This window comes from Salmonella sp. 32120201201600049SM, assembly GCF_017572835.1.
Lineage (GTDB): Bacteria > Pseudomonadota > Gammaproteobacteria > Enterobacterales > Enterobacteriaceae > Salmonella > Salmonella enterica.
Map to the genome: position 1 here is coordinate 119,300 of NZ_JAGESA010000001.1, position 14,331 is coordinate 133,630.

Sequence of the window (14,331 nt, forward strand, 5' to 3'; positions counted from 1 at the left end):
TGTGAGAACATTACGGATTGGCATTGTCGGATTAGGCGGTATTGCGCAGAAGGCCTGGCTGCCGGTATTAACCAACACCGCCGGATGGACGTTACAGGGCGCCTGGTCTCCTTCGCGGGATAAAGCCTTACGTATCTGCGAAAGCTGGCGCATACCGTATGTGGATTCGCTGGCGAATTTAGCGTCCGGCTGCGATGCGGTCTTCGTCCACTCCAGTACCGCAAGCCATTATGCCGTGGTCAGCGAACTTCTCAATGCCGGCGTCCATGTTTGCGTGGATAAACCGCTGGCGGAAAATCTACGTGATGCCGAACGGCTGGTGGCGCTGACGGCGCAAAAAAAATTGACGCTGATGGTTGGCTTTAATCGCCGTTTCGCGCCGCTGTACCGCGAACTGAAGACGCGCCTCGGCACTGCGGCGTCACTGCGTATGGATAAACATCGTACCGATAGCGTCGGGCCGCACGACTTACGTTTTACTTTGCTCGATGACTATCTGCATGTCGTGGATACCGCTCTGTGGCTGGCGGGCGGCGAGGCGCGCCTTGCCAGCGGCACGTTGCTCACCAGCGAGTCCGGCGAAATGTGCTATGCGGAACATCATTTTTCCGCCGACAAACTACAAATTACCACCAGTATGCACCGGCGCGCCGGAAGTCAGCGTGAATCGGTCCAGGCCGTCACCGACGGCGGGCTGTATGACGTGACGGATATGCGTGAATGGCGCGAAGAGCGCGGGCAGGGTATTTTCATCAAACCCATTCCGGGTTGGCAAACGACGCTTGAGCAGCGTGGTTTTGTCGGATGCGCGCGGCATTTCATTGACTGCGTACAAAATCAGACGGTTCCGGAAACGGCGGGGGAGCAGGCGATTTTGGCCCAGCGCGTCGTGGAGGCGCTGTGGCGGGACGCCATCAGCGAATAATCCTCTGTAACATCTGGCGGTAGTAATTCATCGTAATCCAGGTACTATACCCTCAATAATTCGAGTTGCAGAAAAGCTAACGCACATGCAGCTCGAAGTATGGCGGGTATATATGCCCACTCTACATAATACCTCTTTTCACAGTGAATAATGGCAAACCGTGGGGAGTCTGTAAGGCCTGATAAGACGTTTTAACGTCGCCGTCAGGCGCGGTGATACAGCCGGATACGGCAGAAGTTGCGTTATCCGGTCGATGGATCAGCCATGCAGGAGTTTTACGCCAGGGTCTGGAATACAAAAGAAATGAATTTATTGAAATCGCTGGCTGCCGTCAGCTCGATGACTATGTTTTCACGCGTGTTGGGCTTTGCCCGTGATGCGATTGTCGCCAGAATTTTTGGCGCAGGGATGGCGACCGACGCCTTTTTTGTGGCGTTTAAACTCCCCAATCTACTACGCCGGATCTTTGCCGAAGGCGCTTTTTCTCAGGCCTTTGTGCCTATCCTGGCGGAATATAAGAGCAAGCAGGGTGAAGAAGCGACGCGGATCTTTGTCGCTTACGTTTCCGGCCTGTTGACGCTGGCATTGGCCGTCGTGACGGTGGCCGGTATGCTGGCCGCCCCGTGGGTGATTATGGTAACCGCGCCGGGTTTTGCCGATACTGCGGATAAATTCGCGCTGACGACGCAACTGCTGCGGATTACGTTTCCCTATATTCTGCTGATCTCGCTGGCTTCACTGGTTGGCGCCATTCTCAACACCTGGAATCGCTTCTCTATTCCCGCTTTTGCGCCGACATTTCTTAATATCAGCATGATCGGTTTTGCATTATTCGCCGCGCCATACTTTAATCCGCCGGTGCTGGCGTTAGCCTGGGCAGTCACCGTCGGCGGCGTGCTGCAACTGGTGTATCAACTTCCGTATTTAAAAAAGATCGGTATGCTGGTGCTGCCGCGCATTAACTTTCGCGACACCGGGGCGATGCGGGTGGTCAAACAGATGGGGCCGGCGATTTTGGGCGTATCCGTCAGTCAGATTTCCCTTATCATCAATACTATTTTTGCCTCGTTTCTGGCCTCCGGCTCGGTCTCATGGATGTACTATGCCGATCGGTTGATGGAGTTCCCGTCCGGCGTGCTGGGCGTGGCGTTGGGGACCATCCTGTTGCCGTCATTGTCGAAAAGCTTTGCCAGCGGCAATCATGATGAGTACTGCCGCCTGATGGACTGGGGGCTGCGTTTGTGCTTTTTACTGGCGTTGCCGAGCGCGGTAGCGTTAGGCATCCTGGCGAAGCCGCTGACGGTCTCGCTGTTTCAGTACGGTAAATTCACCGCCTTTGATGCGGCAATGACGCAGCGGGCGTTAATCGCCTATTCGGTGGGGCTGATTGGCTTGATCGTCGTAAAAGTGCTGGCTCCGGGCTTCTATTCTCGCCAGGATATTAAAACGCCGGTGAAAATCGCCATCGTGACGTTAATCATGACGCAGTTAATGAACCTGGCGTTTATTGGACCGCTGAAACACGCCGGGCTGTCGCTCTCTATTGGTCTGGCGGCATGTCTCAATGCGTCGCTGCTGTACTGGCAACTGCGCAAACAGAATATCTTTACGCCACAACCGGGCTGGATGTGGTTCCTGATGCGTCTGATCATTTCCGTACTGGTGATGGCCGCCGTATTGTTCGGCGTGTTGCATATTATGCCGGAGTGGTCGCAAGGGTCGATGCTATGGCGTTTGCTACGTTTGATGGCGGTAGTGATTGCGGGTATCGCGGCCTATTTCGCCGCGCTTGCCGTGTTGGGCTTTAAAGTGAAAGAGTTTGTTCGCCGGACGGCGTAAATTCAGTGCCTGATAGCGCTGTGCTATCAGGCCTACAAGGCATTCAGGCCGGAAAGGCGCAACGTCGCCATCCGGCAATGATTAGATAGAAATTTTTTTACCGCCGCGGTGAGAGACGGAAGTCTGACCGTCAGCCCCGTACAAGGTCGGCTCCTGGTGAGGTTTCAGCACCTCCAGCGCCTGTTGATTACGCTCGATTTGCCCTTCCAGCAGCCAGCCGTTGTGCTGGTTGAGGTCGCGAAGATGCTGCGTTTTTTCGGTAATCGCCTGCCAGCGCTCTGCAATGTCATCGTTTGCGCTACGCTGCGCATTCTGCTCCAGACGGCGCTGTTGTTCCAGATAATCCAGCGTCGCCAGCAACGAGCTTTTTTCTTCTGTAATACGCTGTAGCTGGCTGCCGTTAATCTGGCCTACGGAAAGCTGTTGTTGCTCGGCGTCCATCACCGTCTTCAGGTCATTCAGGACGGTGGTCATCTGGTCAAGTATTTCTGACAAACGAGTCATACGCTTATTTACTCTGTAAGTAGCTCTGCGCCTCGCGAATGAGCGAGTCTGCTATTTTTCCCGTATCCATTTTTAACTCACCGTTACGGATAGCCGTTTTTAATGCTTCGACGCGTTCCATATTAATGTCGCTGACGCCTGGCTGCATGAGCTTCGCTTGCGCGTCGCTTAACGTTACGCTGGCGCTCGTCGCGGCGGACGTTTTTTCCTGACGCGTTTTTTGTACCGGCGTGTCGCTGGTTTCGCGCGTCTGGACAGTGCTAACGGGTTTCAAAGGTGAGGTACGGTCAATGCTCATTTATTTATCCTCATCGAGGGTTACGTTGTAGCGGCCAGCTACCATCATGGTTGAATATCTCATCGGCAGCCGCGACAAAATCTTTACACAATTATAGGTTAATAAGAATATTCCCATCAGAATCGACGGTTCCACTCACGATTTGACCCGATGTCATGCGCACGCGCGCATTTTGCGCGACGGCGGCATTATTCATCGCCTGACCTTCCGCATTGACGCTGAACCCCTCGCCATTGGCGATGACCTGTACTCGTTGCCCCGCTTTGACGCGCCAGGCCTGACGTATCATCGTAAGCTGTACCGGCTGCCCGGGAGCGAGATCGCGCAAACTGACGGCATCCTGAATCTGACGGATATCCAGTACCGTCCGCGGCGGTAACTGATCCAGCCTGCCACGTTTTAGCGTGACGTTGGCCGGCGTCAATTTTCCGCCGCGCGCGACGGGCGCGGCAACGGCGACATAATTGCCGGTCGCTTGCACATTCACCTGCAAATAACGTTTTTCATTGGCGCAGCGCGCCACCACATTGACGTTGCCCCACAGCTTCGCGCTGCCCGTCATGCTGAAGGCTGGCTGCTCGCAGCTCGGCAGCAGATTGGGCGGTGAACGGAGCGTGACAACCACCTCGTCGCTGAAGCCAGCCAGACGCTGGGAAAACCACGTGGTCAGCTGGGCGTTGATGTCCTGCGCCATTGTCAGGGGGCTGAACAGCAAAGCCGCCACGGCGAATCCTCGTTTTAACGTTTGCATGGTACTTCCCCCTGGTTGATGTCATGACAGGATTCTACCCGTGTGAAGCAAGCATCAACGCAATAAATAGCGACGCATTTTGCGTTTATTCCGGCGATAACGCGCGCGTGAAGGCATTTAAGCTGTCGGCTGAATTTTGCCATTTGCGGAGGAGATATGCTCGACAGGCTCGATGCCGCCTTACGATTTCAGCAGGAAGCGCTAAATCTGCGCGCGCAACGTCAGGAAATATTAGCGGCGAATATCGCCAATGCCGATACGCCGGGGTATCAGGCGCGCGATATTGATTTTGCCAGTGAGTTAAAAAAGGTGATGGTGCGTGGACGGGAAGAAACCGGCGGCGTCGCGTTAACGTTGACTTCCTCTCACCATATTCCCGCCCAGGCGGTCTCTTCTCCCGCAGTGGATCTGCTTTACCGCGTACCCGATCAGCCTTCTTTGGATGGTAACACCGTAGATATGGACAGGGAACGTACGCAGTTTGCGGATAACAGTCTCAAATATCAGATGGGGCTTACCGTTCTGGGTAGCCAACTCAAAGGCATGATGAATGTGCTACAGGGAGGAAACTAATTCGTGGCGCTGTTAAACATTTTTGATATTGCCGGATCGGCGCTTGCCGCGCAGTCCAAGCGGTTGAACGTTGCGGCCAGTAACCTGGCGAATGCGGATAGCGTCACCGGCCCGGACGGACAGCCTTATCGCGCCAAACAGGTGGTTTTTCAGGTGGACGCCGCGCCGGGTCAAGCCACTGGCGGGGTAAAGGTCGCCAGCGTGATTGAAAGTCAGGCACCGGAAAAGCTGGTTTATGAGCCAGGCAACCCGCTGGCGGACGCTAATGGTTACGTCAAAATGCCCAACGTCGATGTGGTCGGCGAAATGGTCAACACGATGTCAGCCTCGCGCAGCTATCAGGCAAATATCGAAGTCCTGAATACCGTAAAAAGCATGATGCTTAAGACGCTGACATTAGGCCAGTAAAGGAGGCGCGTATGTCTATTGCCGTAAATATGAATGACCCGACCAACACGGGCGTCAAAACGACGACCGGCAGCGGGTCGATGACCGGAAGCAACGCTGCCGATCTGCAAAGCAGTTTCCTGACCTTACTGGTCGCGCAATTGAAGAACCAGGACCCGACTAACCCATTACAAAATAATGAGTTAACGACACAGTTGGCGCAAATCAGTACCGTGAGCGGCATTGAAAAACTGAATACGACGCTGGGGGCTATTTCCGGGCAAATCGATAATAGTCAGTCCCTACAGGCGACCACGCTGATTGGACATGGCGTTATGGTGCCTGGCACCACAATTCTGGCGGGTAAAGGCGCGGAAGAAGGGGCCGTGACGTCCACGACGCCGTTTGGCGTGGAATTGCAACAGCCTGCGGACAAAGTGACGGCAACCATTACCGATAAAGATGGCCGGGTGGTACGGACGCTGGAGATCGGTGAGTTGCGAGCCGGGGTACACACCTTTACCTGGGATGGTAAGCAAACGGACGGAACAACGGTACCGAATGGTTCTTACAACATTGCGATTACCGCCAGCAATGGCGGGACGCAACTGGTGGCGCAGCCGCTGCAATTCGCTCTGGTACAGGGCGTGACGAAGGGCAGTAACGGCAACCTGTTGGATCTGGGTACCTACGGCACCACCACACTCGACGAAGTTCGGCAAATAATCTAAGCCCTTACACTTATCAGGAGTCAGTCATGTCTTTTTCTCAAGCGGTTAGCGGCCTGAACGCTGCGGCCACCAACCTTGATGTTATCGGTAATAACATCGCCAACTCCGCCACCTATGGCTTTAAGTCCGGTACGGCATCATTTGCCGATATGTTCGCCGGTTCCAAAGTGGGGCTGGGCGTAAAAGTGGCGGGGATTACCCAGGATTTTACCGACGGTACGACAACGAACACCGGGCGCGGGCTGGATGTCGCGATTAGCCAGAACGGTTTTTTCCGCCTGGTAGACAGCAACGGTTCCGTGTTCTATAGCCGCAACGGCCAGTTCAAACTGGACGAGAACCGTAACCTGGTCAATATGCAGGGGATGCAGTTGACCGGCTATCCGGCCACCGGTACGCCGCCGACCATTCAGCAGGGGGCGAATCCTGCACCGATCACCATTCCGAACACGCTGATGGCGGCGAAATCGACCACCACCGCGTCAATGCAGATCAACCTGAACTCAACGGACCCTGTACCGTCTAAAACGCCCTTTAGCGTGAGTGATGCGGATTCGTATAACAAAAAAGGCACCGTCACCGTTTATGACAGCCAGGGTAATGCCCATGACATGAACGTCTATTTTGTGAAAACCAAAGATAATGAATGGGCTGTGTACACCCATGACAGCAGCGATCCTGCAGCCACTGCGCCAACAACGGCGTCCACTACGCTGAAATTCAATGAAAACGGGATTCTGGAGTCTGGCGGTACGGTGAACATCACCACCGGTACGATTAATGGCGCGACAGCGGCCACCTTCTCCCTCAGCTTCCTTAACTCCATGCAGCAGAACACCGGGGCTAACAACATCGTCGCCACCAATCAAAACGGCTATAAGCCGGGCGACCTGGTGAGCTACCAGATTAACAACGACGGCACCGTGGTTGGCAACTACTCCAACGAGCAGGAGCAGGTGCTGGGGCAGATTGTGCTGGCTAACTTCGCCAACAACGAAGGTCTGGCATCCCAGGGCGATAACGTCTGGGCGGCGACGCAGGCTTCCGGGGTTGCGCTGCTGGGGACTGCCGGTTCCGGCAACTTCGGTAAGCTGACGAACGGCGCGCTGGAAGCCTCTAACGTGGATTTGAGTAAAGAGCTGGTGAATATGATCGTCGCGCAGCGTAACTACCAGTCGAATGCGCAGACCATCAAAACTCAGGACCAGATCCTCAATACGCTGGTTAACCTGCGCTAAGCGCCTGACGGGATAGCTTAATGGATCACGCAATTTATACCGCTATGGGGGCGGCCAGCCAGACGCTTAACCAGCAGGCGGTAACGGCCAGCAACCTGGCTAATGCCTCAACGCCGGGCTTTCGCGCGCAGCTTAACGCGCTACGCGCGGTGCCCGTTGATGGCCTCTCTTTAGCAACGCGCACGCTGGTTACGGCGTCGACGCCCGGGGCGGATATGACCCCGGGTCAGTTGGACTACACCTCCCGTCCGCTGGATGTCGCGTTACAGCAGGACGGCTGGCTGGTAGTGCAAGCGGCGGATGGCGCTGAAGGATATACCCGTAACGGGAATATCCAGGTGGGTCCGACCGGGCAGTTAACCATTCAGGGACATCCGGTTATCGGCGAAGGCGGCCCGATTACCGTTCCTGAAGGGTCGGAAATCACCATTGCGGCAGACGGCACGATCTCCGCGCTCAATCCCGGCGACCCGCCAAACACGGTGGCGCCCGTTGGGCGACTGAAGCTGGTCAAAGCGGAAGGCAATGAGGTGCAGCGGAGCGATGACGGTTTATTCCGCCTTACCGCCGAGGCACAGGCTGAACGCGGGGCGGTACTGGCCGCCGACCCGTCAATTCGCATTATGTCGGGCGTGCTGGAGGGCAGTAACGTCAAGCCGGTTGAAGCCATGACCGACATGATCGCCAACGCACGTCGTTTTGAAATGCAGATGAAGGTTATCACCAGCGTAGATGAGAACGAAGGGCGAGCTAACCAACTGCTGTCGATGAGTTAATACAGGACATTTTATGATCAGTTCATTATGGATCGCCAAAACCGGTCTGGACGCGCAGCAAACCAATATGGATGTGATTGCCAATAACCTGGCAAACGTCAGCACCAATGGTTTTAAGCGTCAGCGCGCGGTATTTGAAGATCTGTTGTATCAGACCATCCGCCAGCCGGGCGCGCAGTCGTCCGAGCAGACGACGCTGCCTTCAGGGCTGCAAATCGGTACCGGCGTGCGTCCGGTCGCCACGGAGCGTCTGCACAGTCAGGGGAACCTGTCGCAGACCAACAACAGTAAAGATGTGGCGATTAAAGGGCAGGGCTTTTTCCAGGTCATGCTGCCGGACGGTACGTCTGCTTATACCCGCGATGGCTCTTTCCAGGTGGATCAGAATGGTCAACTGGTGACGGCGGGCGGTTTTCAGGTGCAGCCGGCAATCACCATTCCGGCCAACGCGTTAAGCATCACGATTGGCCGCGACGGCGTGGTCAGCGTGACCCAGCAGGGGCAGGCCGCGCCGGTTCAGGTCGGGCAGCTTAACCTGACCACCTTTATGAACGACACCGGGCTGGAAAGCATCGGCGAGAACCTCTATATCGAAACGCAATCGTCCGGCGCGCCGAACGAAAGCACGCCGGGGCTCAACGGCGCGGGGTTGTTGTATCAAGGGTATGTCGAAACGTCGAACGTTAACGTGGCGGAAGAGCTGGTGAACATGATTCAGGTTCAACGCGCCTATGAAATTAACAGTAAAGCAGTATCGACGACCGATCAGATGCTGCAGAAACTGACGCAACTCTAAGGGGCCGCCGGTGGGGGATACGCCACCGGCTCCCTGATTTTGAAGATGAAGGTAATGCAAAAATACGCGCTTCACGCTTACCCAGTTATGGCCCTGATGGTCGCGACGCTGACAGGATGCGCCTGGATACCCGCTAAACCGCTCGTGCAGGGGGCGACCACGGCGCAGCCGATACCTGGCCCGGTACCGGTGGCGAATGGCTCCATATTTCAGTCTGCGCAGCCGATTAATTATGGCTATCAGCCGCTTTTTGAAGATCGTCGACCGCGTAATATCGGCGATACGCTCACGATTGTGTTACAGGAAAACGTCAGCGCCAGTAAAAGCTCGTCGGCAAATGCCAGCCGCGACGGCAAAACCAGCTTTGGTTTTGATACGGTACCGCGTTATCTGCAGGGATTATTCGGTAATTCCCGCGCGGATATGGAGGCCTCCGGCAGCAACTCTTTTAATGGTAAAGGCGGCGCGAATGCCAGCAATACCTTTAGCGGCACGCTGACCGTGACCGTCGATCAGGTTCTGGCCAATGGCAATTTACACGTCGTGGGGGAAAAACAGATCGCGATTAATCAGGGAACGGAATTCATCCGCTTCTCCGGCGTGGTAAATCCACGCACCATCAGCGGCAGCAACTCTGTTCCCTCGACACAGGTGGCGGATGCGCGGATTGAATATGTCGGGAACGGCTATATTAACGAAGCGCAAAATATGGGCTGGCTGCAACGTTTCTTCCTTAATTTGTCGCCGATGTAAGCGAGGTGTATGTGTTTAAAGCTCTTGCAGGAATCGTTCTGGCACTGGTTGCCACTCTGGCGCACGCCGAGCGTATCCGGGATCTGACCAGTGTCCAGGGAGTACGGGAAAACTCGCTGATCGGCTACGGGCTGGTGGTCGGGCTGGACGGTACGGGCGACCAGACGACCCAGACGCCATTTACCACCCAGACGCTGAATAACATGCTGTCACAACTGGGGATTACGGTCCCCACCGGCACCAATATGCAGTTGAAAAACGTGGCGGCGGTGATGGTGACGGCATCGTATCCGCCTTTTGCGCGACAGGGACAAACGATCGATGTCGTCGTTTCCTCAATGGGGAACGCTAAAAGTCTGCGTGGCGGGACGTTATTAATGACGCCGTTAAAAGGGGTGGACAGCCAGGTGTATGCTCTGGCGCAGGGCAATATTCTGGTCGGCGGCGCGGGCGCTTCCGCAGGCGGCAGTAGCGTGCAGGTTAACCAGCTTAATGGCGGGCGCATCACTAACGGCGCGATTATCGAACGCGAGTTGCCGACTCAGTTCGGCGCTGGCAACACCATTAATCTGCAATTGAACGACGAAGATTTTACGATGGCGCAGCAAATTACCGACGCCATTAACCGCGCCCGCGGTTACGGCAGCGCCACTGCGCTTGATGCGCGAACGGTACAGGTGCGCGTGCCCAGCGGCAACAGCTCGCAGGTGCGTTTTCTGGCGGACATTCAAAATATGGAAGTCAACGTGACGCCGCAGGATGCAAAAGTCGTGATCAACTCGCGTACCGGTTCGGTGGTCATGAATCGGGAAGTCACGCTGGATAGCTGCGCTGTGGCGCAGGGCAATTTGTCAGTGACAGTCAATCGCCAGCTCAACGTCAACCAGCCGAATACGCCATTTGGCGGCGGGCAGACCGTGGTGACGCCACAGACTCAAATAGATTTGCGTCAGAGCGGCGGATCGCTACAGAGCGTGCGTTCCAGCGCCAATCTGAACAGCGTAGTGCGTGCGCTGAATGCGCTTGGCGCGACGCCGATGGACCTGATGTCGATTTTGCAGTCCATGCAGAGCGCGGGCTGTCTACGCGCCAAACTGGAAATCATCTGATGATAGGAGACGGTAAATTGCTGGCCAGCGCGGCCTGGGATGCGCAATCTCTGAACGAACTGAAAGCGAAAGCGGGCCAGGACCCGGCGGCGAATATCCGTCCTGTGGCCCGTCAGGTGGAAGGGATGTTTGTGCAGATGATGCTGAAAAGTATGCGCGAGGCTTTACCCAAAGATGGTCTATTCAGCAGCGATCAGACGCGTCTGTATACCAGCATGTATGACCAGCAGATCGCCCAGCAGATGACTGCCGGCAAGGGACTGGGGCTGGCGGATATGATGGTTAAACAGATGACCAGCGGGCAGACGATGCCTGCGGATGACGCGCCGCAAGTACCGCTTAAATTCTCCCTGGAGACGGTAAACAGCTATCAAAATCAGGCGCTGACCCAACTGGTGCGCAAAGCCATACCGAAAACGCCGGAGAGCAGCGATGCGCCGCTCTCCGGCGACAGTAAAGACTTTCTGGCCCGGCTTTCGCTCCCGGCGAGGCTGGCCAGCGAACAAAGCGGGGTGCCGCATCATCTGATTCTGGCGCAGGCGGCGCTGGAGTCCGGCTGGGGGCAGCGGCAAATCCTGCGGGAGAATGGCGAACCCAGCTATAACGTATTTGGCGTGAAAGCGACCGCCAGTTGGAAAGGGCCGGTGACGGAAATCACCACCACTGAATACGAGAATGGCGAAGCGAAAAAAGTGAAAGCGAAATTCCGCGTCTATAGCTCGTATCTGGAGGCATTATCGGATTATGTCGCGCTGTTAACGCGTAACCCACGCTACGCTGCCGTGACCACTGCCGCCACGGCAGAGCAGGGCGCAGTGGCTCTGCAAAACGCCGGATACGCCACTGACCCGAATTACGCGCGTAAATTGACCAGCATGATTCAGCAGTTGAAAGCGATGAGTGAAAAGGTCAGCAAAACCTACAGCGCGAATCTCGACAATCTCTTTTAAATTGCTCAAGTCCACGTAGTCGCTGCCGATAACAACGAGTATTGAAGGATTAAAAGGAACCATCATGTCCAGCTTGATTAATCACGCCATGAGCGGACTTAACGCCGCGCAGGCCGCGTTAAATACGGTCAGTAATAACATCAACAATTATAACGTTGCGGGTTATACCCGGCAGACAACTATTCTGGCGCAGGCAAACAGTACGTTAGGGGCTGGCGGCTGGATAGGTAATGGCGTTTACGTTTCAGGCGTACAGCGCGAATATGATGCGTTTATCACTAATCAGCTACGCGGCGCGCAAAACCAGAGCAGCGGCTTAACCACGCGCTATGAACAAATGTCGAAAATCGACAACCTGCTGGCCGATAAATCCAGCTCACTGTCTGGTTCGTTGCAGAGTTTTTTTACCAGCCTGCAAACGTTAGTCAGTAACGCGGAAGATCCTGCGGCGCGTCAGGCGCTGATTGGTAAAGCGGAAGGGCTGGTAAACCAGTTCAAAACCACCGATCAGTATCTGCGCGATCAGGATAAACAGGTCAATATCGCGATTGGCTCCAGCGTGGCGCAAATCAACAATTACGCGAAGCAGATAGCTAACCTGAACGATCAAATCTCCCGTATGACGGGCGTAGGCGCGGGCGCATCGCCGAACGACCTGCTCGATCAGCGTGATCAGTTGGTCAGCGAGCTTAACAAGATCGTTGGCGTCGAGGTGAGTGTACAGGACGGCGGCACCTATAACCTGACGATGGCCAATGGCTATACGCTGGTGCAGGGGTCGACGGCGCGTCAGTTGGCGGCGGTTCCCTCCAGCGCCGACCCGACGCGAACGACTGTCGCTTATGTCGATGAGGCCGCCGGTAACATCGAAATTCCGGAAAAGTTGCTGAACACCGGTTCGCTCGGCGGATTACTGACGTTCCGTTCTCAGGATCTGGATCAGACTCGTAATACGCTGGGCCAGTTGGCGTTGGCGTTTGCCGATGCGTTTAACGCGCAGCATACCAAAGGTTATGACGCCGACGGCAATAAAGGGAAAGACTTCTTTAGCATTGGCTCGCCGGTGGTATATAGCAACAGTAATAATGCCGATAAAACGGTATCGCTAACCGCTAAGGTGGTCGACAGCACGAAGGTTCAGGCGACGGATTATAAGATTGTTTTTGACGGTACAGACTGGCAGGTTACTCGCACTGCGGATAACACCACTTTCACGGCGACAAAAGATGCTGACGGAAAACTGGAGATTGACGGTCTGAAAGTGACGGTAGGGACTGGCGCACAGAAAAACGACAGTTTTCTTCTCAAGCCGGTCAGCAATGCTATCGTCGACATGAACGTTAAAGTGACAAATGAAGCCGAGATTGCGATGGCGTCTGAGTCAAAACTCGATCCTGATGTGGATACCGGCGACAGCGATAACCGCAATGGTCAGGCATTGCTGGACTTACAAAACAGCAACGTGGTGGGCGGCAACAAAACCTTTAACGATGCTTACGCCACGTTGGTCAGCGATGTGGGTAACAAAACGTCAACGCTGAAAACCAGCAGCACCACGCAGGCGAATGTGGTTAAACAGCTTTATAAACAGCAACAGTCGGTTTCCGGCGTTAACCTCGACGAAGAGTACGGCAATTTGCAGCGTTATCAGCAGTATTATCTGGCGAATGCGCAAGTATTGCAGACCGCGAATGCGCTGTTTGATGCGTTATTGAATATTCGCTAAAGGAGAAGGATGACATGCGTATCAGTACCCAGATGATGTACGAACAAAATATGAGCGGCATCACTAATTCTCAGGCCGAATGGATGAAGCTGGGCGAGCAGATGTCTACCGGTAAGCGCGTTACCAACCCATCTGACGATCCGATCGCCGCGTCGCAGGCGGTAGTACTCTCTCAGGCGCAGGCGCAGAATAGCCAGTACGCCCTGGCGCGTACGTTTGCCACCCAAAAAGTGTCGCTGGAAGAAAGCGTACTCAGTCAGGTGACGACGGCGATTCAAACCGCGCAGGAAAAAATCGTCTATGCCGGAAACGGCACGTTAAGCGACGATGACCGCGCGTCGCTGGCGACGGATTTACAGGGCATCCGCGATCAGCTGATGAACCTGGCAAACAGCACTGACGGCAATGGTCGCTATATCTTTGCCGGGTATAAAACGGAAGCGGCGCCATTCGACCAGGCGACAGGTGGTTATCATGGCGGCGAGAAAAGTGTTACCCAGCAGGTGGATTCCGCACGCACGATGGTAATTGGCCATACGGGAGCGCAAATTTTTAATAGCATCACCAGCAATGCGGTGCCGGAACCGGATGGCTCGGACTCCGAAAAGAATCTGTTTGTCATGCTCGATACGGCAATTGCCGCACTCAAGACCCCGGTGGAAGGCAATGACGTGGAAAAAGAAAAGGCCGCTGCCGCCATTGATAAAACCAATCGCGGCTTAAAAAATTCGCTTAATAACGTCCTGACCGTTCGTGCGGAACTGGGAACGCAACTGAGCGAACTCAGTACGCTGGATTCACTGGGAAGCGATCGTGCGCTGGGACAGAAACTGCAGATGAGCAACCTGGTAGATGTGGACTGGAACTCGGTCATTTCCTCCTACGTCATGCAACAGGCGGCATTACAGGCGTCCTATAAAACGTTTACCGACATGCAGGGAATGTCGCTTTTCCAGTTGAACCGGTAACGCCTCT

The 14,331-nt window shown here is 55.1% G+C and carries 16 protein-coding genes; 13 read left to right on the forward strand and 3 right to left on the reverse strand.

Going from position 1 to position 14,331, the window contains the following annotated elements:
* The first annotated feature begins 1 nt into the window (after window position 1).
* Both J4650_RS00595 and murJ read left to right on the forward strand, forming a co-directional pair.
* Entirely contained in the window at window positions 2-925 is a 924-nt protein-coding gene (locus tag J4650_RS00595; protein ID WP_023993493.1) for a Gfo/Idh/MocA family oxidoreductase, read from the forward strand.
* Window positions 926-1,228: 303 nt separating this feature from the next.
* Window positions 1,229-2,764, forward strand: coding sequence for a murein biosynthesis integral membrane protein MurJ (gene murJ, locus J4650_RS00600; protein ID WP_001537775.1), 1,536 nt, complete (start codon window positions 1,229-1,231; stop codon window positions 2,762-2,764).
* Window positions 2,765-2,845: 81 nt separating this feature from the next.
* Here murJ and flgN read toward each other — a convergent pair whose 3' ends face one another.
* The 3 genes from flgN to flgA all read right to left on the reverse strand — a co-directional run bounded on the left by flgN (window position 2,846) and on the right by flgA (window position 4,317).
* The gene (gene flgN / locus J4650_RS00605) at window positions 2,846-3,268 is read right to left on the reverse strand and encodes a flagella biosynthesis chaperone FlgN (protein WP_000197547.1); all 423 of its coding nucleotides are present in this window, start codon (window positions 3,266-3,268) and stop codon (window positions 2,846-2,848) included.
* A gap of 4 nt (window positions 3,269-3,272) precedes the next feature.
* Window positions 3,273-3,566 (reverse strand): flagellar biosynthesis anti-sigma factor FlgM, encoded by a 294-nt coding sequence (flgM, locus tag J4650_RS00610; protein WP_000020893.1) that lies wholly within the window; start codon window positions 3,564-3,566, stop codon window positions 3,273-3,275.
* 91 nt (window positions 3,567-3,657) lie between these two features.
* On the reverse strand, window positions 3,658-4,317 hold the full coding sequence (gene flgA, locus J4650_RS00615; RefSeq protein ID WP_001194076.1) for a flagellar basal body P-ring formation chaperone FlgA: 660 nt from the start codon (window positions 4,315-4,317) through the stop codon (window positions 3,658-3,660).
* Window positions 4,318-4,473: 156 nt separating this feature from the next.
* On the opposite strand from flgA, the gene flgB reads away from it, so the two are divergent.
* From flgB to flgL, 11 genes are all read left to right on the forward strand, one after another.
* The gene (gene flgB, locus J4650_RS00620; protein ID WP_000887043.1) at window positions 4,474-4,890 is read left to right on the forward strand and encodes a flagellar basal body rod protein FlgB; all 417 of its coding nucleotides are present in this window, start codon (window positions 4,474-4,476) and stop codon (window positions 4,888-4,890) included.
* 3 nt (window positions 4,891-4,893) lie between these two features.
* Window positions 4,894-5,298: a flagellar basal body rod protein FlgC gene (gene flgC / locus J4650_RS00625; protein WP_001196448.1), complete on the forward strand. Its 405-nt coding sequence runs from the start codon at window positions 4,894-4,896 to the stop codon at window positions 5,296-5,298.
* A gap of 11 nt (window positions 5,299-5,309) precedes the next feature.
* A complete protein-coding gene (gene flgD / locus J4650_RS00630; protein WP_000020450.1) occupies window positions 5,310-6,008 on the forward strand; it encodes a flagellar hook assembly protein FlgD in 699 nt (232 codons plus the stop codon).
* Between the two features lie 26 nt (window positions 6,009-6,034).
* On the forward strand, window positions 6,035-7,246 hold the full coding sequence (gene flgE, locus J4650_RS00635; protein WP_000010567.1) for a flagellar hook protein FlgE: 1,212 nt from the start codon (window positions 6,035-6,037) through the stop codon (window positions 7,244-7,246).
* A 20-nt stretch (window positions 7,247-7,266) separates the two neighbouring features.
* Window positions 7,267-8,022 carry a flagellar basal body rod protein FlgF gene (locus J4650_RS00640; RefSeq protein ID WP_000349278.1) on the forward strand — a complete coding sequence of 252 codons (756 nt, stop codon included), beginning with the start codon at window positions 7,267-7,269 and terminating at the stop codon, window positions 8,020-8,022.
* A gap of 13 nt (window positions 8,023-8,035) precedes the next feature.
* The gene (gene flgG / locus J4650_RS00645) at window positions 8,036-8,818 is read left to right on the forward strand and encodes a flagellar basal-body rod protein FlgG (RefSeq protein WP_000625851.1); all 783 of its coding nucleotides are present in this window, start codon (window positions 8,036-8,038) and stop codon (window positions 8,816-8,818) included.
* 54 nt (window positions 8,819-8,872) lie between these two features.
* Window positions 8,873-9,571 (forward strand): flagellar basal body L-ring protein FlgH, encoded by a 699-nt coding sequence (gene flgH / locus J4650_RS00650; protein ID WP_023993491.1) that lies wholly within the window; start codon window positions 8,873-8,875, stop codon window positions 9,569-9,571.
* Window positions 9,572-9,582: 11 nt separating this feature from the next.
* On the forward strand, window positions 9,583-10,680 hold the full coding sequence (locus tag J4650_RS00655; RefSeq protein ID WP_001518955.1) for a flagellar basal body P-ring protein FlgI: 1,098 nt from the start codon (window positions 9,583-9,585) through the stop codon (window positions 10,678-10,680).
* Window positions 10,680-11,630 carry a flagellar assembly peptidoglycan hydrolase FlgJ gene (gene flgJ / locus J4650_RS00660; protein WP_022742667.1) on the forward strand — a complete coding sequence of 317 codons (951 nt, stop codon included), beginning with the start codon at window positions 10,680-10,682 and terminating at the stop codon, window positions 11,628-11,630. Before J4650_RS00655 ends, flgJ begins: the two co-directional genes overlap by 1 nt.
* Window positions 11,631-11,694: 64 nt before the next feature.
* Window positions 11,695-13,356, forward strand: coding sequence for a flagellar hook-associated protein FlgK (gene flgK, locus J4650_RS00665; RefSeq protein ID WP_000096425.1), 1,662 nt, complete (start codon window positions 11,695-11,697; stop codon window positions 13,354-13,356).
* A 14-nt stretch (window positions 13,357-13,370) separates the two neighbouring features.
* Window positions 13,371-14,324, forward strand: coding sequence for a flagellar hook-associated protein FlgL (flgL, locus tag J4650_RS00670; protein WP_001223032.1), 954 nt, complete (start codon window positions 13,371-13,373; stop codon window positions 14,322-14,324).
* Window positions 14,325-14,331: the final 7 nt, after the last annotated feature.

Coding starts and splice junctions, on each gene's coding strand:
- flgE (WP_000010567.1), top strand. CDS start 6,035: ATGTCTTTTTCTCAAGCGGTTAGCGGCCTGAACGCTGCGGCCACCAAC.
- flgK (WP_000096425.1), top strand. CDS start 11,695: ATGTCCAGCTTGATTAATCACGCCATGAGCGGACTTAACGCCGCGCAG.
- flgA (WP_001194076.1), bottom strand. CDS start 4,317: ATGCAAACGTTAAAACGAGGATTCGCCGTGGCGGCTTTGCTGTTCAGC.
- flgH (WP_023993491.1), top strand. CDS start 8,873: ATGCAAAAATACGCGCTTCACGCTTACCCAGTTATGGCCCTGATGGTC.
- flgB (WP_000887043.1), top strand. CDS start 4,474: ATGCTCGACAGGCTCGATGCCGCCTTACGATTTCAGCAGGAAGCGCTA.
- flgD (WP_000020450.1), top strand. CDS start 5,310: ATGTCTATTGCCGTAAATATGAATGACCCGACCAACACGGGCGTCAAA.
- flgJ (WP_022742667.1), top strand. CDS start 10,680: ATGATAGGAGACGGTAAATTGCTGGCCAGCGCGGCCTGGGATGCGCAA.
- flgM (WP_000020893.1), bottom strand. CDS start 3,566: ATGAGCATTGACCGTACCTCACCTTTGAAACCCGTTAGCACTGTCCAG.
- flgL (WP_001223032.1), top strand. CDS start 13,371: ATGCGTATCAGTACCCAGATGATGTACGAACAAAATATGAGCGGCATC.
- flgG (WP_000625851.1), top strand. CDS start 8,036: ATGATCAGTTCATTATGGATCGCCAAAACCGGTCTGGACGCGCAGCAA.
- murJ (WP_001537775.1), top strand. CDS start 1,229: ATGAATTTATTGAAATCGCTGGCTGCCGTCAGCTCGATGACTATGTTT.
- J4650_RS00640 (WP_000349278.1), top strand. CDS start 7,267: ATGGATCACGCAATTTATACCGCTATGGGGGCGGCCAGCCAGACGCTT.
- flgN (WP_000197547.1), bottom strand. CDS start 3,268: ATGACTCGTTTGTCAGAAATACTTGACCAGATGACCACCGTCCTGAAT.